18 protein-coding genes are annotated in these 21,635 nt (G+C 60.6%); 2 read left to right on the forward strand and 16 right to left on the reverse strand.

Annotated features, from left to right (window positions below; genetic code table 11):
• Positions 1-11 precede the first annotated feature (11 nt).
• From F8N44_RS22785 to F8N44_RS22835, 11 genes are read right to left on the reverse strand one after another with little or no spacing between them, the layout of a single operon-like run.
• The gene (locus F8N44_RS22785) at positions 12-2,627 is read right to left on the reverse strand and encodes an efflux RND transporter permease subunit (protein WP_150651878.1); all 2,616 of its coding nucleotides are present in this window, start codon (positions 2,625-2,627) and stop codon (positions 12-14) included.
• Positions 2,628-2,660: 33 nt separating this feature from the next.
• Positions 2,661-3,497 (reverse strand): outer membrane lipoprotein-sorting protein, encoded by an 837-nt coding sequence (locus tag F8N44_RS22790; RefSeq protein WP_095119577.1) that lies wholly within the window; start codon positions 3,495-3,497, stop codon positions 2,661-2,663.
• A 59-nt stretch (positions 3,498-3,556) separates the two neighbouring features.
• Positions 3,557-4,855 (reverse strand): DUF1302 family protein, encoded by a 1,299-nt coding sequence (locus F8N44_RS22795; protein ID WP_150651879.1) that lies wholly within the window; start codon positions 4,853-4,855, stop codon positions 3,557-3,559.
• A 2-nt stretch (positions 4,856-4,857) separates the two neighbouring features.
• The gene (locus F8N44_RS22800) at positions 4,858-5,622 is read right to left on the reverse strand and encodes an SDR family NAD(P)-dependent oxidoreductase (RefSeq protein WP_150651880.1); all 765 of its coding nucleotides are present in this window, start codon (positions 5,620-5,622) and stop codon (positions 4,858-4,860) included.
• Positions 5,619-6,356, reverse strand: coding sequence for a 3-oxoacyl-ACP reductase family protein (locus F8N44_RS22805; protein WP_150651881.1), 738 nt, complete (start codon positions 6,354-6,356; stop codon positions 5,619-5,621). Before F8N44_RS22805 ends, F8N44_RS22800 begins: the two co-directional genes overlap by 4 nt.
• Positions 6,357-6,365: 9 nt before the next feature.
• A complete protein-coding gene (locus F8N44_RS22810) occupies positions 6,366-9,236 on the reverse strand; it encodes an aminotransferase class III-fold pyridoxal phosphate-dependent enzyme (protein ID WP_150651882.1) in 2,871 nt (956 codons plus the stop codon).
• A gap of 54 nt (positions 9,237-9,290) precedes the next feature.
• Positions 9,291-10,499, reverse strand: coding sequence for a beta-ketoacyl synthase N-terminal-like domain-containing protein (locus F8N44_RS22815; protein ID WP_150651883.1), 1,209 nt, complete (start codon positions 10,497-10,499; stop codon positions 9,291-9,293).
• The gene (locus tag F8N44_RS22820; RefSeq protein ID WP_150651884.1) at positions 10,496-11,791 is read right to left on the reverse strand and encodes a beta-ketoacyl-[acyl-carrier-protein] synthase family protein; all 1,296 of its coding nucleotides are present in this window, start codon (positions 11,789-11,791) and stop codon (positions 10,496-10,498) included. Before F8N44_RS22820 ends, F8N44_RS22815 begins: the two co-directional genes overlap by 4 nt.
• Positions 11,788-12,846 (reverse strand): beta-ketoacyl synthase, encoded by a 1,059-nt coding sequence (locus F8N44_RS22825; protein ID WP_150651885.1) that lies wholly within the window; start codon positions 12,844-12,846, stop codon positions 11,788-11,790. The genes F8N44_RS22820 and F8N44_RS22825 overlap by 4 nt, the downstream gene beginning before the upstream one ends.
• Position 12,847: 1 nt before the next feature.
• Positions 12,848-14,122 carry a beta-ketoacyl-[acyl-carrier-protein] synthase family protein gene (locus tag F8N44_RS22830; protein ID WP_150651886.1) on the reverse strand — a complete coding sequence of 425 codons (1,275 nt, stop codon included), beginning with the start codon at positions 14,120-14,122 and terminating at the stop codon, positions 12,848-12,850.
• 8 nt (positions 14,123-14,130) lie between these two features.
• A complete protein-coding gene (locus F8N44_RS22835; RefSeq protein ID WP_150651887.1) occupies positions 14,131-14,700 on the reverse strand; it encodes an acyl carrier protein in 570 nt (189 codons plus the stop codon).
• Positions 14,701-15,212: 512 nt separating this feature from the next.
• Between F8N44_RS22835 and F8N44_RS22840 the strand changes: the two genes are divergently transcribed.
• Positions 15,213-15,557: a cupin domain-containing protein gene (locus F8N44_RS22840; protein ID WP_150651888.1), complete on the forward strand. Its 345-nt coding sequence runs from the start codon at positions 15,213-15,215 to the stop codon at positions 15,555-15,557.
• 101 nt (positions 15,558-15,658) lie between these two features.
• On the opposite strand, the gene mmsB is transcribed toward F8N44_RS22840, so the two are convergent.
• Together mmsB and F8N44_RS22850 are read right to left on the reverse strand one after the other, a co-directional pair.
• The gene (mmsB, locus tag F8N44_RS22845; protein ID WP_150651889.1) at positions 15,659-16,561 is read right to left on the reverse strand and encodes a 3-hydroxyisobutyrate dehydrogenase; all 903 of its coding nucleotides are present in this window, start codon (positions 16,559-16,561) and stop codon (positions 15,659-15,661) included.
• Positions 16,562-16,570: 9 nt separating this feature from the next.
• Complete coding sequence (locus F8N44_RS22850) at positions 16,571-18,097, reverse strand: CoA-acylating methylmalonate-semialdehyde dehydrogenase (protein WP_095114177.1); 1,527 nt, start codon at positions 18,095-18,097, stop codon at positions 16,571-16,573.
• A gap of 149 nt (positions 18,098-18,246) precedes the next feature.
• On the opposite strand from F8N44_RS22850, the gene F8N44_RS22855 reads away from it, so the two are divergent.
• Positions 18,247-19,194 carry a LysR family transcriptional regulator gene (locus F8N44_RS22855; RefSeq protein WP_150651890.1) on the forward strand — a complete coding sequence of 316 codons (948 nt, stop codon included), beginning with the start codon at positions 18,247-18,249 and terminating at the stop codon, positions 19,192-19,194.
• Here the strand turns inward: F8N44_RS22855 and F8N44_RS22860 are convergent.
• From F8N44_RS22860 to F8N44_RS22870, 3 genes are read right to left on the reverse strand one after another with little or no spacing between them, the layout of a single operon-like run.
• A complete protein-coding gene (locus tag F8N44_RS22860; RefSeq protein WP_412071537.1) occupies positions 19,191-19,643 on the reverse strand; it encodes an OmpA family protein in 453 nt (150 codons plus the stop codon). The genes F8N44_RS22855 and F8N44_RS22860 overlap by 4 nt on opposite strands.
• Positions 19,644-19,690: 47 nt before the next feature.
• Positions 19,691-20,959 carry a diguanylate cyclase domain-containing protein gene (locus F8N44_RS22865; protein WP_150651892.1) on the reverse strand — a complete coding sequence of 423 codons (1,269 nt, stop codon included), beginning with the start codon at positions 20,957-20,959 and terminating at the stop codon, positions 19,691-19,693.
• A complete protein-coding gene (locus tag F8N44_RS22870; RefSeq protein WP_150651893.1) occupies positions 20,956-21,531 on the reverse strand; it encodes a YfiR family protein in 576 nt (191 codons plus the stop codon). Before F8N44_RS22870 ends, F8N44_RS22865 begins: the two co-directional genes overlap by 4 nt.
• Positions 21,532-21,635: the final 104 nt, after the last annotated feature.

Here is a 21,635-nt window from a genome sequence, read left to right on the forward strand (position 1 = left end):
CCGTTGGCGAATCAGCCCGGCACCGGCTCCCCTTCTGTGCGCAATGCTGGAGCCGGCGCATGCACAGGCGCAATCGCCGCAAAGAACCACGGCGATACCAGCGTCACCAGGACAATGGTCATGACCCCGCTGGAAAACAGCGCCATCGCCACCAGTGCACCCAGATCGACAATCGGCTTGAAGTCGGAAAACAGCAGCGCCATGAAGCCTACCGAGAAGATCACCACGTTGATCACCGTCGAACGGCCGACGCTGTGCATCGCCTGCAAAATGGCCGCGTCGATTTCAATGCCCTGCTGCACCAGCAACTTGATGCGTGACAGCAGGTGCACCGCGTAATCCACCACGCCGACCACGAGGAACGTCACCAGCGTCGTGCCGATGTTCAGCTCGATGCCGAACAGGAACATGAAGCCGTAGACCGTCACCGAGGTGGTCAGCAAGGTCAGCATGCCGAGCACACCGAGGCGCACCGATTTGAGCCAGTACATCATCATCAGCGTGACCACCAGCAAGGCCAGGGAAAAACTCAGCACCTGGCCCTGAGTGATTTCCTGCAGTACGCCCGTCCAGATCAACGGAGTACCGGCGTGGGTCACCTCAAGGTTGGCCGGTTTATTGATCAGCAACCAGGCATCGAGGCGGTCGAGCATGCCCTGATAGTCGCTGGCGACCGACGAGGTCATGGTGTACAGGGTCAAGGCCTTGGAGAAATCGGCGTTGAGCACGTTGTTCAGGTCCGAGCCGCCACCGTTTTCGAACAGCATCACGTGCTGCTCGATCAGCGAATTGCCCGGTACTTCAAACTGCTCGACCTGCCCGTCGTCATTGACTGACATGACCTTCTCCACGGCATTCGGCACCCGCAGATAATCCGGGTTCATGTCGTTGAGCACCAGGTTCATGCGTTTGACGTAGGTGGCCAGCGAGTAGCCGTAACTGACGTTCGGTTGCTGTTTGATGAAGTGGTCGAGCTTGTCGATGAACTGCACCACTTCGGTGGTCAGCACGCCGCGCGGCTCCTTGCTGTCGATGGCGATCCAGCCCGGCGCCGTCCCCGCTACTTTGGCGTGGTTGATGAACTGATCGGACACGCGAATGTGGCTTTCCGGCTTGAAGTAGGCGATGCCGGAGTCTTCAATGTCGACGCGGAAGGTGAACACGGTGGCCAGTGCCAGCAGCGGCAGAATGACCATCAGGATCGGTTTGCGGAAGCGGATCATCCAGGCACAGAACGCCACCAGATACCGCGAGATGATCGATTCCTGGTGCACGACAGCCTTGGCTTGCTGCGGCTGATCCTTGCCCCAGATCGAGATCCACGCCGGAATCAGCAACAGCGAAATGATCAGCGCCGCGGTCAGGCCGATGGACATGAACACGCCGAAATTACGGATGCTGACAATGTTGTTGGTGGTGGAAATCATGAACGTGGCGATGGTCGTCACGGTCGTCAACACCACCGGCACCACCATCAAGCGCTGGGTTTCACGGTTGGCCTCGCGATTGCTCTTGCCGGCGTTTTTCTGCTCGTAATACTCCGCCATCACGTGGATCGCATCCGAGCAGCAGATGGTAAACAGGAATACTGGCAGCACACTGGTCAGCAGGTCGAACGGCACCCGCAATAGCGCCATCAGCCCCAACGTCCAGATGGTGCAGAACAGAATATTGAACAGCGGCAACAGCACGCCCAGCGGTTTGCGGAAGAAGAAGATCAACAGCAGTGTGATCAGCAAAAACACGATCGGAAAAAGCACGGCCAGGTCATGGTCGATGATTTCCTGCTGCGCGGCGATGAAGATCGGCATGCCGGCAATGAAGATTTCGTCCTTGTACTCCGGGTGCTCCGCCTGATATTGCGCGACGATGCCACGTACGATCTGATAAGCCCGCAGTTGCGCCTGAGCGTCGTCCTGCTTGGTGCCGAGCTCAGCCACCAGCATCGCGACCTTTTTGTCCTTGGACACCACCCCGTCGACCATCAACTCGTTGCCCATGATCTGCGACTCGACCAGCGCCGGGTCCATGTCATAGGCATTCAGGGTTTTGTGGATCAACAGCTCGCCGTCGTCGGTCAGGACGATGTTTTCCAGATCGCCCATCGAGGCCATTTCGCGGATCGGGTTGATCCGCTCGGCGAGAAAGGTCAGGAACAGCTGATCATGGGAATCCCAGTTTTGACTCTGGGCATGATCACGCAATGCCTTGGCGTTGGCGTAATCGTTCTGCGAAAAGCCACCCTCGAGAATATCCCGGGTCAACAACTGCGCACGGCTGTCGTCTGCATGCCGGGCGACGATCTGCGCCAACTGCTCCTTGTCGGCATCGTTGGCCAGGATCATCTTGCGCACCGACTGCGACATCGAAAACAACGCGTTGAGTGTTGATTTGTTGAACACCGTTTGCGGGTTGTTCAGCGCCACCATCACCGAGTCGAACGTGCCGGTGAACTCACCCTGCAAGTCGATGATGGTCTTGCGCGCCGGGTGGCTTTCCTTGAGCAGATAAGGGTTGGTGTCGGACACCAGCGCGCCCAGCGTATAAGTGAAATACGCCGTAATCGCCACCAGCAGGAAAACAATCGCCCGCGCATAGCGCTCGACGAAATTCAGATATCTTTCCATGATCATGCGGTTCCAGGTCGTCGGGGTCGGCGCTTAGCGGGCAGACACGGCAAATTCCGGCAGGTCACCGGTTTTCAGCCCGCGCTTGATGGCGGTCTGGGTGAACAGGCGATCTTCCAGCGAGACGTTGTACTGCAACTGGTTGAAGCGCATTTCCGAACGGGTGCCGTCGATGAAGTGCTCGGTTTCGCTGAGCACAATGCTGTCGATCGAATCGATGGTCGCGACTTTCTGCGTGCGCATCTGCTTGATCAGCACACCTTTGACGTCGAAGAAGTCCTGACGCATGACCAGGAAATTCTGCTTGTCGATCCACACCTTCAGCTTGTTGTAACCGGTCTTGGCCAGCACCTCGGGGGACGCCGGTTCACGCTCGATCACGTAGCAGTCGCGGCCCTTGATCTGCTCTTCACCGACGAGTTTCTGCGAGTAGTCCTTGACGCGGATCTTGTCCAGATCGGCGTACGAGTACTCACTGCCCATGAACGAGCCACGCTTGTCGGTGGTGGAGATGCGGCGGGTCTGACGGCTGACCGGCAGGTACATCCACTGGCTGTCTTCCAGGCCGAGGGTTTCGTGCGGGTTTTCGATGTGGAAGGCAACGTCACGCACGTCAGTCGGCGCGGAAAAGTACATGCTGAATTTGTCGCTGTCCGGGTAATCCTTTTGCAGGTAGGTGAACTCGCGAACGCGGGTATTGCCTTTCTTGTCATGCAGGATCAGCGAAACCTGGGACATGAAGCTGTTCCCGTCATTGCGATCGCGTACCTGGCGGATGATCTCATCGGCATTGCCGGCCTCGGCGGCACTGGCGCAAGCGCTGCCAAGGATCAAAGCGGCGGTGGTCAGACTTTTCAAAAACGGCAACATAACAACTTCCTTTTCGTTGGATGAATGCACCTGCGCGCGAGAGCGGCAGGCGTGATGGGTCAGAACAGATAGCCGGCCGACAGCCGCACTTGATCGCGCTTTCTGTACTCGCCGAAAGTCTTGTCGGGCTTGCCGAAAAACACGTCCACCTCCAGGCCGAGCTTGATGTAGTCCACCGGCTTGTAGGTGAAGATGCCTTGCAGCAAGGCGTCGTCCTGAAACGGCGGTGAGCCAGCGACCACCAGACGACTCTTGAGGCGGTCCTGCCAATGGGTGCCTTCGGCCGACAGGGTGAACAGCGGCTCACGCTTGTCCTGCAACATGCCGTCCTGCCAATCGAGCAACACCTGCTCCTGCCACTGCGCGGAAATCAGCCAGTCGCGCAACAGGTAGTCGACGCCCAGCAGCGACTTGACCATGGGCGTGCTGTCGGCACCGTAGGCGCGGGTCGGATTGGTCACGCGCCAGTTGTCGAAATACGCGACCTCGCTGCGCACCACGATGCTGTGCCCGGCGTCGATCGCCAGCCCGGCACCGCCCATGGTGTAACGGGGAAACTGCCGTTCCAGCCGTGTGCGACCGTCGTCGGCGAGGCCTTCGACCGCGTACACCGGGTCTTGCTGACGAGCGCTCAAGGCAACAAAACTGGTGTCCACCGCGCCGATCCGGCCGTTGGCGCTCAGGCCATAGGAATAGCCCTTGTCGCCGTCATAGCCGGGCTTGGAATCGAGCAGGAAATACTGTGGGTCCGGCGTAGCAAACAGTGGCGCGGCAAATTCACTGCCCTCAACCGGCGCCCGGTTTTTCACGAAGTCGGTGATCCACAACGCCTCCAGTTCCCACTCGCCCACCGGTTGCGCAAAACGCACCATGGGCACGGCGATGCGGCTGTCTTCGAGCAGCGGCGTCAGACCATCACGATAGTCCAGCGGGTTGATCTGATCGAGCACGCGCAATTCATCCGCGCGGCCCCAGACCACTTGCTGCCAGCCCACTGTCACTTCACCGTCACCCAGCGAATGGCCGACGTAGAGGTGCCGCCAATCGGCATCGAAACGGTACTTGTCCCGCGCCCGTTCGCTGTACGGATTGTTGCCATCGTAGCGTGCGTCGTAACGCACGCGGCCCTTGGCCTTGTAGTAACCGCCCTCCCAGTTGTCTTCCAGGTTGGCTTTGAAATACACGGCTTTCTGCGTGACCTGATCGTCACCGTGCAGGCGCAAAGCCGTGGCCACGCCGACTTCACCGTCGGCGTAATCGGGCTTGAGATCAGCGACGGTAAACTCGGCCATCGCGGTGGGCGCAGCCATGCACGCCCACACCGCACCCACGATGTGACTGTTGTGAAATCGAGGCATCGCTACATTCCCAACCCGACACCGCCATCGATCACCAGACTCTGGGCAGTCACCCCACCAGCCTCGGGGCTGGCCAGGTAACGCACCATCGCCGCCACTTCTTCGCTCTGGATGAAACGGCGCATCGGCAGTTTCTTCTTCGCGTTGCGTACGATCTGTTCCTGGGTCAAACCGGCAATTGCCGCTTGCGTCGCCAGTTCACCCTGCAACATCGGCGTATCGATCCACGCTGGCAGAATCGCATTGACGGTGATTTGCCGCGAAGCGAGATCCAGCGCCAGCGCTTTGGTCATGCCGACGATGCCGTGCTTGGACGCGCAGTAAGCGGTGTTGCGCACCTTGCCGGCACGGCCGAGGATCGACGACATGTTGATGATCCGCCCACGGTCCGGCATCAGTGCCAGACACAACGAGGTCACATAGAACGTACCGTTGAGATTGACCGAAATCACCTTGTGCCAGTTGTGCAGATCCTCCGGTTCGTTCTCGTTGCAGATGCCTGCACTGTTGACCAGCACGTCGACGTACTCGACTTGCGAGCCGAGCGCCTTGAAGAACGTCTCCATGGCCGGCAGGTCGGCAATGTTCGCCGCATGGATCTCGATCCGCGCCTGGATCTGCTCCTGTTGCTCATCGACCCAGCGCTGCAGTTCGGCCAGATCGAGATCCAGCAGGATCAGGCGATTTTCGGCGTCGGCGGCAAAACCCTCGGCGACCGCACGGCCGATGCCTTTGGCTGCTCCGGTGATCAGAATGGTCCGGCTCATGGCATCTTCAACCCGCCGTTAACCGACAGGACCTCCCCGGTCAGGTACAAACCGCGATCGGCGAGGTACAGCACCGCTTCGGCAATTTCCTCCGGTTCGGCGTAGCGCTTGATCAGCAGACGCGACTGGATTTCCTCCTCCTGACTGCCGATCAGCGCCGTACTCATCTCGGTCTTGACGATGCCCGGGGCGACCGCGTTGACGCGAATGTTGCGCGGCGCCAGCTCCACCGCCAAGGCACGGGTCAACGATTCGACCCCGCCCTTGGCAGCGGCATAGTTGCTTTGGCCTTTGCCGGGCTTCTGCGCCGCCACCGAACTGATGTTGACGATGCAACCGCTGCGCTGGCGCAACATGCCCGGCACCACCTGCTGACAGCACAGCATCGTGCCGATCAGGTTGGTCTGGATCACGTCGACCAGGTCGCGCGCCGACATCGTCGCCAGCAAACCATCGCGAGTGATACCGGCGTTGTTAACCAGCAGATCGATACGCTGAAAATGCTGATCGACCCGCTCGAAAAACGCCTTGATGCTGTCGCCGCTGCTGACATCGCACTGCAACGCCAGGCAATCGATCCCCGACGCCTGAACCTCATCGCGCAAGGTCATTGCCGCGACTTCATCGCGCACGTAACTGAACGCGATCTGATAACCCGCCCCGGCCAGGGCCAGGACAATCGCCCGACCGATGCCACGACTGCCACCGGTCACCACTGCTACTTTATTCGGCATGACCGTTCCTTAAAGCGAGTTGTCGGTTTTGAACTGCGCGAGGCTGAAGCCGTGGGTCGCCGCCAGTGCACGAATCTGCTGCACTTGCTCGCGGCTGATGTCGCCGTAGGAGTAGTGCTGTTTCATCCCGGACAGGCCCATCAATACCGACTCGGCCATGCACGCGTACAACTGACCTTGCTTGAGATAGGCCCGTACGTTTTTCACCAGGCCATCGCCCAGCGGCGTCTGCACGATGCCGCCGTGCATGTAGAGCACGTCGCTGCGTTGACTGGCGAGATTCTGGTCAACGTTCAGCGGAACGGCGATGTCGCAGATCACACTGTTTTCGGCGAAGTGCTCGGCAAAGAGAAACGGCTGCGGTGCGTTCGCCGCGCAGAGCACGATGCGCGCCTGTTTCAGCACATCAAGATCGTTGCTGACGGTGATGAAAGCGTTTGCGCCCAAGCGTTCTTCGACCAGCTTCGCCACACGCTGCCCCAGATCGGCACTGCTGCCGTGGGCCTGCAACAGCGCATCAATACCGTCGATTTGCTGCAAGCGACGGGCAAGACGGTCGTGCTCGGCGACACCCTTGAGGATCGCGCGGGCGGCTTCGGCGTAAATCAGTTGCGCGGTTTTTTCCAGACGACGCAGGGAGCCGTCGCGGCCGCTGCCGATAAGGATCAGGTGCTCGACGCTGGTCGACAGCAGTGAGGCGTAGGTCGAGGCAATATTGCCCGCCGCACCGACCACCGCAGCGGTCTGCTCGCTCAGTTCCAGGCCTTGCTGCTTGCAGCCCTGTTCGATGGCTTCCAGGCCCATGCCGATGGTCAGCGCGTTGCCGGAAGTCAGCGCCATGTCGGGAATCTGCAAGGCCTGGCAGTTGTTGGTGACGATCGAGGTGTACATACCCAGCCCGGCGACGGTGTAACCATCGGCGCGGGCATCCTTGATGCGATTGCCGACTTCTTCGCGGATGGTTTGCAGATCACCGCTGGCGATATAAGCCGCCATGGCATCGGAGTCCATGCACAGCGGGTACAGGGTGAATTCCACGGCGGTGCCGAGTTTCGAGCGGATCTGCACCGGGCCGATTGGCGCGGCACGGCGCTCGGGCGCCATGCGTTTGATGAACTCGCGCTTCTGCTCGGCGCTCAGGGTCGACAGTGAAGGATCGACGTCGCTGAGCATGTCCGAATCAATCAAATGGTTGATGAACGCCACGCGCGCCACCACGCGTACGTTCTCGTCAGACTTTGGGAGGCTTTCGTTCTCCTTGAAGCTGACCTCACGAGCCGGCACCTGCGCAATGCTGTCGGCGCACACACCGGCCGCCAGCGGAAACGCATCACGCCGACGCAGCATGTCGCAGACTTTCTGCAAGGAAGCGATCAGTCCGTCGATTTCTTCGAAGGTGATGCACACCGGCGGCTCCAGACGAATCACATTGGCGTTGCTGCCCGACGGCGCCACGCGCAGGGATTCGAATTGCAGCAGGTAGCCGGCGATGATGTAGCCCAGCGCATCGTTGTACTGCGCCGATGCCTGAACCAGCGAACTGGTGCCGGTCAGGTCGTGCAGTTCGAAGCCCAGCAGCAAGCCACGACCACGCACGTCGGCGATCACGTCCGGGTAGGCCGCTTTGAGTTCCAGCAGCGAAGACTTGAGGTATTCGCCCTTCTTGTTCACGTCCTTGAGCATCGCGCTGTCGTTCTCGAACAGACGGCGCAAGGCCGACAAAGCGATATGGCAAGACGCATCGTCTTCGGCGAAGGTCGAGCTGTGGATGTAGCTGAAATCGTTTTCGTAGTGGCTGGCGCGGATTACCGTCGCAGCGATTTTCATCAAGCCACCGCCCAGCGCTTTCGACAGGCAGTAGTAATCACCCTGCAAGTTGAAATGGCTGGCGCCGAGCAAGGTGCCGGTGCGGCCGAAACCCGATTGCACTTCGTCGATGATCAGCGGGCATTGCTGCTCGTTGCACAGGCGCCGCAGGCCCAGATAGAACTCATTGGCGAATTCGTTGATGCCACCCTCGCCCTGAATCGGCTCGAGCAATACCGCCGTGATCGCGCTGAATGCTTCGCGGCGTACCTGCAGGGTTTCGCCGCTCCATTCCAGGCTCAGCCAGTGACGCACATGACGGGCCGGCAGGTCGTGCAACTGCTGTGGCTGTTGCGGGTCGATGAACTCGACATTGAGGCCGAAACGGGCGAACGGCTTGCGGTACTGCTTGCCATAGGTCAACTGAACGGTGTTCACCAGTTTGCCGTGGAAGCTGCCGCGCACAGCCAGGAACACCGGCTCGACATGCAGTTGCGCCAGGTTGTGCTGACGCACCGCTTCGGCCACTTGGCGCACGGTGACGCAGGACAGATTCTGCGGCAGCAGACCGGTTGGCAAATCGAGATCGTCGACGTCCAGTTCGACATAAGCCTTGTCGCTGGCAACCAGATTGGCGAGGGCGAAATCACGCTCGTCGAATTGCGTCTGCAGGTTTTTCTGACGACGGTATTCGGCGTGCTTGACGGCGATTTCCACCGACTCGGCGCCACTGTTGGAGAAGGTCGAAATGTAGCGCTCGCTGTTGTTCAGTTCACGGTTGAACGCTTCACTGAGTTCACGCCCCAATTGACCGGCCGCACCGCGCACCGACATCTGCGCGTTGAACGGGACATCGGCACGCAACAGGTCGACGAGCTGATCGACAAATTGCGGATCGTTGTGGCCATACAGCGCGGCGCCGTAACCACCGAGGAAGTCGGTGACGGTTACTTCATCGCCCTGGCGGTCGCGGTAAAACAGTTTGCTGCCCAGCGCTCTGTGGAACTGACATTCCAGGCCCAGGGCCTGCATCAATTCAACGAATTTCGGCCGTACGTAATCGCGGTAATCCATGACAGTTCTATCCCTTGAGTAAAAAATCAGCTGCGTTTCGTTGCATGCCGACGGTCAGTCGGCCGCGTGAAATTCGAGTTGGTAGCCGGCACTGAAACCGTTGTCGTCGCGGTTGATCACCAGGCAATCGTGCAGCACGGCATCGCGCGGCCCGCCGATCACGAACGGCAAGTGCGCATCCACCGGTTGTTCCAGCCCACTGACCGGCGGGATGCTTTGCGCCTGCAACGCCTGCCTGGCTAGGATCAGATCCACCAGGCTCGGCGCACCGCTGAGAATGCCGGTCAGCGCTGTGCTGCTAGTGATGTGTGCGGCGCCGGTTCGCGCCAGGGTGCGAGCCAGATCGGCATCCTTGTGCGGATCGCCAGTGGCGCTGCTGACCAGCAGATCCACCTGTTTGTCTGGCAGGTTCAGCGAGTCCAGACGCGGATGGGCGAACAGTGCTGTCAGGCAAGTTTGCGGCCCTGCCGGCAGATCATCGGCGCGGCGCAGTACCAGTGCCGCCGCGCCTTCGCCGGCAATACCACCACGGCCGTGGCGATCAAAGGCGCGCAGACTTGGCGAAGCGTCGGTGCTGATAACGCCAGCCTCGGCCAGTGCAGCCAGCGCCAGCGGATCCAGTTCACTGCCGGCGCCGACCACAATGGCCGCATCCACTCGACCGCTTTGCAGCGCGGCGCAGGCCTCGCGTAGCGCCGCCAGATTGCCGGCGACGCCTTGCATGTAAGCGTTGCTTTCGCACTCCAGTTTCAACGCCAGACTGACCACCCCGAGCAAACCGTTGCTGAGGCTTTTGAGGACCAGAAACGGATCGAGCGCGCGCTCCTGCAATACGCGTTTGGCCAGACGCTGCATGTCGGCACCGGTCTTGGTCTGACATTCGTGCAGCAGCTCACCGTAAGAGGCGAGCGACGGATGGGTGTACCCGCCCTGGCAGCAATAGAGACCAAAACGTACGTTGTCGCGGCCCGGTTCAAGCCCTGCCTCGGCCAGTGCCTGACGCACGGCGCTGACGCCCCAGATCACTGCCGGCGGACAATAACGCTGGAGGTTTTGTGCAACGTCCTGGCGACTGCGTTGATGATCGTCCTCAGCGACGTGACCGAACGCGACAACACGCTCACTGTGAAAAAGCGGCGACTGCAAGGCCGAGATCGCGCTGCGACCTTCGCGGGCTGCCGACCAGAAACGCTCGATACCCCAGCCGCTGGGTAAGACACAGCCGCTGCCAGTGATGGCGATTCGTGCAGAGGCATTGGTCATTGTCCGTGCTCCCGATATTTGCCAAGGGCCAGCGAGGTGTTGAGGCCGCCAAAACCGAAAGAGTTGCTCAACGCGTAATCCACGCGACGACTGACGGCCTGACCGGCGCAGTAATCCAGATCGCACTGTTCGTCAGCGTCATGCAGGTTCACCGTGGGCGTGACCAGATCGTTCAGGCAGGCCAATGCGGTGACGATGCATTCGGGTGCGCCGGCCGCCGCGATCAGGTGACCGAACTGCGATTTGTTGGCGCTGACAGCCAAGACTTGATAGTGCTTGTGTTCGGCAAACACACTTTTGATCGCGAGGGTTTCGGCCACGTCGTTGAGCGGCGTCGAGGTGCCGTGGGCGTTGATCAGATCGATCTGTTGCGGGCGTAGCCCGGCGTCGTCGAGTGCGGCCTGCATCGCCAGCGCCGCGCCGCGTCCTTCGGGTTGTGGTGCGGTGACTTTATAAGCGTCCAGGCTGCTGCCGAAACCCAGCACTTCGGCATAGGGTGTCGCGCCCCGCGCCAAGGCGTGTTCGAGGCTTTCGAGGACGACAAAACCGCCGCCTTCGCCGGCGATCAGCCCGCTGCGGTCACGATCGAACGGCCGACACAGGTCGGCGCCCCAGCGTTGCTCTCCCGAAGCGGCGCCGAGCAGGTACAGCGCGGCCATGGTGTCGAGATTGAGCACCGAGTCGGCCCCGCCGGCCAGCGCTACGCTGACTTCGCCACGACGGATCATCTGAAAGGCATTACCGATCGCTTGGGAGGCACCAGCACAGGCACTGCTGATATTGATCACGGGGCCTTCGCAGCCCAGATCGTCGGCGATTACTCGCGCCAGACGGTCGTTGCTCTGACGCAGCGAGCCATCGGCACTTACTTGCCCGGCACGCGGCATCAAGTGTTGCCAGCCCGGGGCAGCGCCATCCGGGGCGGCGGTCAGGAGCATGTCGGCGAGCATGTGTTGCGGCGCGCCAGAGGCACACAGCACCGCTGCGCCGCGCAATTGCTCCGGTTGCAGGCCACTGTCGTTGACCGCTTGCGTGGCGGCCACCCAGCCAAAGCGGCTGCGTTTCTCCAGTGGCAGGGTCCAGGCCGCGTGGCTGTGCAGTTTTTCCGGCAACAGGCTCATGTCGACGGGCGCTGCATAACGCACCGCGAACGACGCCTCTTGCAGGTCGTCCGGCTGCCATGGCCGCACACAATGTTCGGCACCGAGCATTTTTTCCCAGAGGGTCTGCCATTCGAAACCGAAACCGGTGACGGCGCCCATGCCGGTGATCACAATCCGTGTCGCACTCATGCGTGCCTCTCCATGGTTTCACTGCTCAACAGCAATGCGCCCCAGTGACCGGCGCGAGTGTGGCTGACCAGCAGCGTGTAGCCTGGCGTCGCCGTCGCCTCATGACTGAGGTGCAAGGTCAGGGCTACTTCAGTCAGCAAGCCGCTGGCGCCCAGTTCACCGGTCATGGCGCGGGTACTGCGAACCTCGCGCGGGAAGGCTTCGAGCAACTTCATCAACTGCTCGTCAGCGCAATTGCCGACGACCTGTTCGACGTCGCCCACGCGCAGTTTCTCCAGACTCAAGGCTTGGTCGATCACGCGCTGGCCTACGGCTAAAGAACGTTGCGGATCCGCGCTGTAACCCCGAGCGAACCCGGCTACGCGCAAGACGTGTGTCGTATCCGCGGGTGGTGTTGACGCCAGCAACAGCGCCGCGGCGCCCTCACCGAAAACCGGCTCGTTCGCCTGATCCGGCTCGCGCAGGTACAGGGCCGGTGTCAGGTTCGGACTGCTGCTGACCACCAGCGCGGCGTCGGCATGCCGCTCGCCAATCTGCTGGCAGGCTTCGATCAGCGCATCCAGCCCGGCGTTGTCCTGGGAACAAAATCCGCCCATTGGCCCGTGGCAATTCAATGCTTCGGCGACATAAGCCATGACGCTGCTGTTGAGCAGGGTCAGCGCATGCAGGGGCGGCGTGTTGGCCAACAGTTGGCCGAGTTGTTTGTGTGGCTGTTCGATGATCGCCTGCACCGCGTCCCAACAAGGGCTCGGTGCGTCGACTTCGGGAATGGCCGCGGTCAGCGCAACGCGCGAGGCGGGCAGTTGCAGCGCCGCCAGCGATGGCGCCAGCCGTGCTGCGCAATGCAGTAGACGCAAACCCTGCGGCTCGACGCTGCGCTGGATCTTGCGATCGAACAAATCGCTCGCCAGACGCGGCGTCGGCAATGCAAAGGCCAGACGTCGCGTGTCAAAGGCCAGTGGCTGTGCAGAACGCGGTGTGCCGAGCAAGTCGGCACATTCGCTGCCAGCTGTATTCAGGACAGCAGCGGCGTGCAGATAGATGGCTCTGTTCATGTCATGCCCTTCCCAGAACCAGCGAACTGTTGATACCGCCGAAACCGAACGAGTTGGACATCACCACGTTGATCGACTGGCGAAGCGGCTCGCTCAGAAACTTCAGCGATGGGTATTCGGCACGTTCAGGGTCGTAATTCAAGGTCGGTAACAGCACACCGTCACGCAGGCTCATCAGCGACAGCACGGCTTCGATTGCACCGCTGCCGGCCAATGAATGGCCGACGGCCGATTTGTTGGCGGTGAAGGTCATGAAGTCCTGGCAGCCGCCAAACAACCGCTGCAAGGCCAGCGCTTCACAACTGTCATTGGCTTGGGTGGAGGTGCCGTGGGTGTTGACGTGTTGCACGGCACTGCGCAGCAGTCCCGCATCTTCGATTGCAGCTTCCATGCATTCCTCGTATTTGCTGCCATCCCGGCTGCTGGAGGTCATTTTCTGCGCCTCGCAGACATTCGCGTAACCGAGCACCCGGCCCAGTGGCGCAGCCTTGCGTCGTTGGGCGTGTTCAGCGGATTCGAGAACGACCATGGCCGCCCCCTCGCTGAGCACAAAACCACTGCGGTCAGGCATGAACGGGCAGCTTTGTTCGCTCGCCGGCAAGTCGGCCTGACAGAGCGCGCCGAGACTGTTGAACATGTAGTAGGGCAATTCGTTGGCCATCAACTCGACGGCACCACAAATGGCCAGATCGATCTCACCGCGCTCGATGGCCCGGTAAGCACTGCCGATGGCCATAGTGCCCGCGGCACAGGCATCGGAATGGGTCGAGATGTGATCGCGGATGCCGAGCCGATCGGCCAGGTGTTGTGTCTGTTGATCGACTCGCCTGTTGAAGATCGCGCCGGGCGATGGCGGATGATCCAACAGACGGTCGAGGTCGACGCGCCCCGCCTCATTCATGCAACGGCTGACACGATGCAGGTCGTGGCTGTCGGCACAGTACTTGTTGGCGCCCAGAAACAGACCGCTGCGACTGTGAGCAAAGTCTGCCGGCGTCAGGCCGGCATGCTCCAGCGCCTGCCGGGCAACGTATTCGGCCAGCACACTTTGCCGTGGGTGCAGCGCCGCGTTGCCGCCGAAACCGGCGCCGATCCGCTGCCACTGCGCATCGTCGATAAATCCGGCTGCGCTGTTGTTGAATCCCAGCGCCTTGAACCGGGGATGTTCGCGGACACAGGATTGCTTCCGGCAAATCCGCTCGAACAACGTGGCAGCGTCCAGCGCCATGGGCGCCACCAGGCCGAACCCGCTCACATAGACTTCTCGTGCCCGCATGAGAACTCCTACACCGCTTCTTTGGCGTGAGTGGTCACAAACTGCTCAACCAATTGACGCGACACTTCATCACCATCGGCCGGCACAAGGCGCGCACTGCAGGCGCCACAGACCACTTGTTGGCGCTCGTTCAGAACCGCCTGGTGAGCGTTGCAATCCGGGCAGGTGGCCGGCAGGTAGTTGAAGAGATTGCGACACTGGTTGGCCCAGTTAAGCACGGTGGTCGCGGCGAACACCTGAGCCGGTTGCATGCCCGCCTTCAGTTGATCCGGGGTGTAGGCGCTCAGGCTTTGCTCAAGCAAAAGCTTGCCGCTTTCGGTAATGCGACCGTTGGCGAGAAACTCGCTGGCATCACCGCAAACCGCCACCGCATGGTCGAGTACGCTGGTTTTCGGCAGTGTGCAGCCATATTGGCGGCCCAGCTGGAAGCTCAGGTCGACGATGTCCAGCGAATCGGCACCCAGATCCTCGACGATGCTGCTGTCCTCATCGATCTCATCCGCGCCCATCACCAACAGCTGTGCCAGGATCTCGCGAGTGCTGGCAATGACATGTTCCAAGTCCAATGGATTGTTCATTTCTATCTCCCTATATGTCGTGACTACTTCATGAATTCGACTTATGAAAAGTAACTTTTCCCACAGCAACTTCTCACGCGGCGGAAATCTAAACTCTGCCCTTAAGGGGAGAGTCAACGAACTATTCAAGGTTTTTTTACAACTTGAAAAAAGTCTGAAAAACCTCGCAAATACCGCACCTCCCTGGTGCGGCCAAGGACTTATTTACTTAACAAAGACGGGGTATGGTGGGGCGCCCGCGCTATCGGGTAGGTTGGTTCTCGAAAGCAACTAAGGACGCAACGGAACCGACGTACTAAAAGCAAAAACCAGACAAGTAAAATAGTTATAACTTCATAACCTTTGTTTTAGATCAGTACTGCCGTTAATTGATTTTGCTGGAAGGTTTACGCCTCCATCCGTAAAACCAGGCAGCGTTTATGGATATCTGAATGTCGAGCACAGACATCTAGGCCAAAGCACGGCGCTATAGGGTGCAGCTTCCGTTTGATCGCCTTGTCTGGAGCCGACACATGACCGCCCCTATCACCGTTCTACGCGACACCCACCCGTTGCCGGTACTCGACGCCTGCAAATGGGAAAAACTCGAAGGCGACCCGCACACCGTCAACCTCAACGCCTACACCAGCGAAGACGGCAGCAAGATCATGGGCACGTGGATCTGCACACCGGGTAAATGGCGCGTCGAGTATGTGAAGTGGGAGTACTGCCATTTCCAGGAAGGCTATTGCGTGATCACCCCGGACGGCATGGCGCCAATTCACTTGCGTGCTGGCGATATCTTCATGGTTGAGCCGGGGATGAAAGGCACGTGGGAAGTGGTCGAGACCGTGCGCAAGTATTTCGTGTTCGCCTGATGCAAAAAAGCCGGGAGATCACCCGACGTGATTCCCGGCAAACAATATCGGATACCCAAAAATCCCCTGTGGGAGCTAGCAGGCTAGCTCCCACAGTTTGTTCAGCGCTGCCCTTCTATTGCAGGCTTGCGATAGCTGTTGATGATCGCCGAGAAATCCTTCCCGCCGTCACCACGCTGACTCATCGCCTGATACAGCTGCTGCGCCACAGCGCCGAGCACCACCGGTTGGTGAGCCTGACGCGCCGCTTCCGTCGCCAGACCCAGGTCCTTGAGCATCAGTTCTGCACCAAACCCACCGGTATAACCACGCGAGGCCGGTGCCGTTTCGACGATGCCCGGCCATGGGTTGTACATCTCCGAACTCCAGCAACGCCCGGTCGAACTGTTGATGATCCCGGCCAGCACAGTCGTGTCGATGCCCAGTGCATCGCCCAGCGCCATCGCCTCACTGACACCGACCATCGAAATCGCCAGCAGCAGGTTGTTGCAGATCTTGGCGATCTGCCCGGTGCCGACTTCACCGCAATGCACGATGTTGCGGCCCATCTGCGCCAGCACCGGTTGCAGCGTGGCGAACAGTTCCGGGGTGGCGCCAACCATGAAGGTCAGCGTGCCGGCGGTCGCACCTCCGGTGCCACCAGATACCGGCGCATCGGCCATGGCCACGCCTTGTTTGGCCGCCGCCGCTGCCACATCACGCGCTGTCTGCGGATCGATGGTGCTGCAATCCACCGCTGGCACACCTTGGCGAATGCCAGCCAGCACACCGTCCTCACCGAGCCAGACACCGCGCACATGCACAGCGGCCGGCAGCATGGTGATCACCAGTTCAGCATCCTCGGCCGCCTCACGTGCCGAACCGCGAATAGTGCCGCCCAGTTGTTCCAGTTCCGCCAGCACGGTTTTGTTCAGGTCGACCAGATTCAGCGAATGGCCGGCCTTGATCAGGTTGCGCGCCATCGGCGCACCCATGTTGCCCAGACCGATAAATGCGATTTTCATGGCAGTTCCTCAGCGCAGGTTGATAGTGGTGTTCACGCCGTCGTTGACGCTGTCGTCATCGAACCAGCGCGCCGTGACCGTTTTGGTCTGCGTGTAGAACTGCACCACTTGCTTGCCGTACGGACCGAGGTCGCCGAGTTTCGAGCCGCGCGAACCGGTGAAGCTGAAGAACGGCACCGGCACTGGAATCGGGATGTTGATACCGACCTGACCGACGTCGATTTCGGTCTGGAATTTACGCGCCGCCGCACCGCTCTGGGTGAACAGGCCGGTGCCATTGCCGAACGGGTTGGCGTTGACCAGCGCAATCGCCTGATCGAGGGTGTCGACTTCCAGCACCACCAGCACCGGGCCGAAGATTTCCTGGGTGTAGATCTGCATGTCGGTGGTCACGCCCGAGAACAGGGTCGGGCCGACAAAGTTGCCCTGCTCGTAGCCCGGCACCTTGATGTCGCGGCCATCCAGTTCCAGCTTGGCGCCTTCCTTGATGCCGCTTTCGATCAGATCAAGAATTCGCGCCTTGGCTTTTTTCGAGATCACCGGGCCGACGTCAGTGCCCGGCTCGCTGCCGGCGTTGACGGTAAGTTTTTGCGCCAGCGCTTTCAGGTCCGGCAGCCATTGTTTCGCCGCGCCGACCAGCACCACCACCGATGTGGCCATGCAACGTTGCCCGGCCGCACCGAAACCGGCGCCGACCAGCGCATTCAGCGCTTGCTCGCGGTTGGCATCGGCCAGCACCACGGCGTGGTTCTTCGCGCCCATCATTGATTGCACACGCTTGCCGTGTTTGCCGGCCAAGTCGTAAACGTGAGTGCCGACTGCGGTCGAACCGACGAAGGACACCGCTTTGATGTCCTTGTGCGTGCACAGGCCATCGACCACGTCTTTACCGCCGTGAACCACGTTCAACACACCGGCCGGAACGCCAGCCTCGATTGCCAGCTCGACCAGCAACATGGTCGACAGCGGATCCTGCTCCGAAGGCTTCAAGACAAAGGTGTTGCCGCAGGCGATGGCCATCGGGAACATCCACAGCGGAATCATCGCCGGGAAGTTGAACGGCGTGATGCCGGCGCACACGCCGATTGGCTGGCGCAGGGTGTAAGTATCGACGCCGCCGGCGACGTTCTCGGCGAACTCGCCCATTTGCAGGCTGCCGATGGAGCACGCGTGCTCGACCACTTCCAGGCCACGGAAAATATCGCCTTCGGCGTCGGCAATGGTTTTGCCCTGCTCGGCGCTGAGCACCACGGCGATGCGTTTGGAGTGTTCGCGGATCAGCGCTTGCAGCTTGAGCATGATGCGCATGCGTGCGCCGATCGGGGTCAGTTTCCAGGTCTGGAAGGCGCGCTGGGCGGCGCTGACGGCGGCATCGACTTCAGCGGCGGTGGCGAACGGGACTTTCGCCAGCACTTGCTGGGTCGCCGGGTTGACGATGTCGTGCCATTCGGTGGTCTGCGACTCGACCCATTCGCCATTGATCAGCAGCTTGACCTTCTGGACCGTGGTTTCGTTGGGCGTAAGCGATGCGTTCATGCTGGTCTCCGAAACTTGTTTTTATCGTAGGAGCCAAGGCGAAAGGTTCGCCTTGAGATGAGGCGTGTGTCACGAATTGGTTGTCGGACTGTTTTTGGAGTATAGATGTGCAAACTTCTAATAAGAACGCACATATAAGCCCGTCCATCATGCAAAAAAACATCACCTCTCTAGGCTCGCTGAACTGGGACGACCTCAAGTTTTTCCTCGAAGTCGCCCGTACCCGCAAGGCCAGCACCGCCGCCAAACGGCTGGCCGTCGACTACACAACCGTTTCGCGGCGCATCAGTTCGCTGGAAGCGGCATTGGGCACTTTGCTGTTCGAGAAGTCGCGGACCAGCGGCTTCGTCCTGACCACCGAGGGCCAGCGTTTGCTCGGCTATGCGGAGTCAATCGAAAGCACATTGCACATGGCCTGCGAGCAGGTGTCAGGCTCCGGCGTCGCGTTGTCCGGGCATGTGCGCATGGGTTGCACCGAAGGTTTCGGCAGCTTTTTCATCACCCCGCAACTGAGCCATTTCGTCGACGCCTACCCGGCGATCTCGGTGGACATCCTGCCACTGCCGCACTTCATCAGCCTGTCCAAGCGCGAGGCCGATATCGTCATTGCCCTGGAACGGCCGGAGCACGGGCCGTACGTGTGCTGCAAACTCTGCGACTACCGTTTGCAGCTCTATGCGACTCAGGAATATCTCGACAAACACCCACCGATCCGCCGCCCGGCAGACTTGGGCAAGCATCAATTCATCAGTTATGTGGATGACCTGGCGTTCAGCTCGGAGCTGCTGTACCTGGCGAACGTATTGCCGGGCGCCAGCGCCAACTTGCGCAGCACCAGCGTGATCGCGCAGTTCGTCGCGGCGCAGCAAGGGCGCTCACTGGCGATTCTGCCGTGTTTCCTCGCCGCGCAGGATCCGCGTTTGCTGCCGGTATTGCCGGAGGACATCGACATCACCCGGCAGTTCTGGATGTACTGCCGGGAGGATCTGCGCAAGTTGAAACGGATCACCCTGTTGTGGGATTACATCCGGGAGGTGACCGAGCGAAATCAGGATCTGTTGATGGGGCAGACCCGCGACATGCAGTTCGCCGACTAGTCGGCGCTGACCACAATCGAGACCCGGCGGTTTTCCGTTCGGCCCGCGACCGTATCGTTGGACGCCACCGGCTCTTTGCTGCCCAGGCCCTGCAACTGGATGTTCTCTTGTTTCATACCAACCGTGCCCAACACGTTGGCGACACTCTTGGCGCGACGCAGCGACAGTTGCTGGTTGTAGGTTTCCTTACCGGATGCGTCGGTGTGGCCATCGACCCGTACGCGCTCGATACCGACACCCAGCAGTGCCTTGCCGATGCGCCCGACGATTTCGGTACTTTCCTTGTTCAGGCTTTCAACGTCGCTGCCAAACAGCACTTTGCCGGACAGGCCAAATTCCCAGCCCTCGTCGGTCAGCTCGAAGCCCTGTTGTTTGAGAACGGCGACCTGCGCTGGCGTCAGGCCTTTTTGCGGCGCAGTCTGGCAACCGGTCAGGGCCAATACGGCCATCAATAGCACAGCGTAAAAAGATCGAATGGACAGTGTGAACACGAGAATCAGCTCCTGGTTTGAACGGAATCGACCGGGTGCTCCGCCCCAGCCGTGAATTGGGCGCCGCGCGACAGGCGCTTGGCTTGATACATCGCCACATCGGCAGCATCGAGCAAGGCTCCCGGCGTTGCACCATGATCGGGATAAACCGCGATGCCGATACTGAGCGAGGTCACGACACTGGTGTCGCCCGGCAGGGCGATGGGCATGTCCATGCTGGCGAGGATCTTGTCGGCGATGCGCTCGGCGTCTTCGACCTTGTGCAGCGGCGTGAGCAGCACGGCGAACTCGTCACCGCCCAGCCGCGCCACCAGATCCTCCTCGCGCAACTGCGCACGAACGCGATTGGCCACCGCCACCAGCACCGCATCACCGGCGGCGTGACCGAAGTTGTCGTTGATCCCCTTGAAGCGGTCGCTGTCGAGAAACAACACGGCAACGCGTTCATTGTGTTTGCCGGCATTGCGCAACGCGCGGATCAAGCGTCCTTCGAAAAAGGCGCGGTTTGGCAGACCGGTCAGGCTGTCGTGACTGGCCTGGTGAGCGAGGGTTTCGTTTTCGTTTTGCAGATGGGTTTGCCACGACTCCAGTTCATCGAGCAAGGCGTTGAAGTCATTGCCGAGGTTGTCGAGTTCGGCGATCTGCGCTGGCGGCACGCGGCGATCCAGCGCTCGTTCGCTGCGGGCGGCGTGGGCCACATTGGCCAGACTGCGCAGAGGACCGGTGATCGCGCGTAACTGGCGACGCGCCAGGTAGAGCGCCACCCAGGCGCTGATCGCGGTGCAGAGGACGATCCCCGCCAGACCGCTGAGCAGAAAGCGCATCAGGCTGCCACCATGGCCGGTGAGCAGCACACGACCGATTTCACGGTCCTGATGCTCGATCGGCAGGCTGATGGGTTTTTCCAGGATGGCGCGGGTGATCTGCATTTCCAGCTCAGAGAACAAACCGTTTTCCGGGCGTTGCCAATGCGCGAGCAGTTGTCCCTGACTGTCCAGCACCTGGGCGTCAGCGACCTCTTCGGTGGAAGCAATCAGCGCCAGCGATTCGTTGGCGGCCGACTTGTCGTTGAACACCACCGCGGCTTCCACGGTGTAGCTGATAGAACGGGCGATCAAGTGCAGGTTGTGATCGGCGTACACCCGTAAAGCCAGTACGCCGAGCAACGTCAGCGAAACGCTGGCCATCGCCACGCCCACCAGTGCGACCGTCAAATGGCCTCGGCCAATGACCGAGCCCAGCGTTGGGCGGCTATTCGATCTGAACAGGTTCATGGCGCCGCCGGTTTGCGACGCGACAATTGCAGCACGCTGGGGTGAATGCGCACGCCGCTGCGGGCAACGGAGTCGAGATTGACCTCGAAGGACACTTGCTCATCGCCAACGCGCAGACAGAACAGGCTGCCGACCGTGCATTGATCGCCACCTTCGCTGATGCTCAGCACCGGATGACCGATCAGCGCAGCGAACAAGCGAGTGCGCTCATCGGCGGTCAGTTTGCCGATGTACACCGCATCGCATTCGCTGACGATCGCCGGGTTGTCAGCCAGCAGGCGACGTACGGTAACCGGTCTGCCAGTGGCTTGCGTGGTGCCTTTGACCAGGTCGTCGGTGTATTCGGTCGGGCCGACGATGCACAGGCGCAATTGCGCTGGCTCAACCGGCCAGCGCGCGTAGCTGAGAATGCCAAGAACAACCTGCGTGACAGATTTTGCCCGTTGTTCGGCCATGCCCGTCGGCGCTTGCGGCTGCGCGACAGCTGCACCCGTCAACAACCAGAGCAGACCGACAAGCAACGCGTGCTTGCAGACAACTACGCGCCCTGTCGCCCAGACAGACACCTTCATGCAGGGATTCTCTTGGATCGTACCGAAATGATGCCGCAACGATAGCACAGCGCTGAAACACCAGCGAGACAGCGACCTCTGACCGGTTGGTCAGTAATCACCTC

The sequence above is a fragment of the Pseudomonas fluorescens genome, from assembly GCF_902497745.1.
In the GTDB taxonomy this organism is placed as follows: domain Bacteria; phylum Pseudomonadota; class Gammaproteobacteria; order Pseudomonadales; family Pseudomonadaceae; genus Aquipseudomonas; species Aquipseudomonas fluorescens_BM.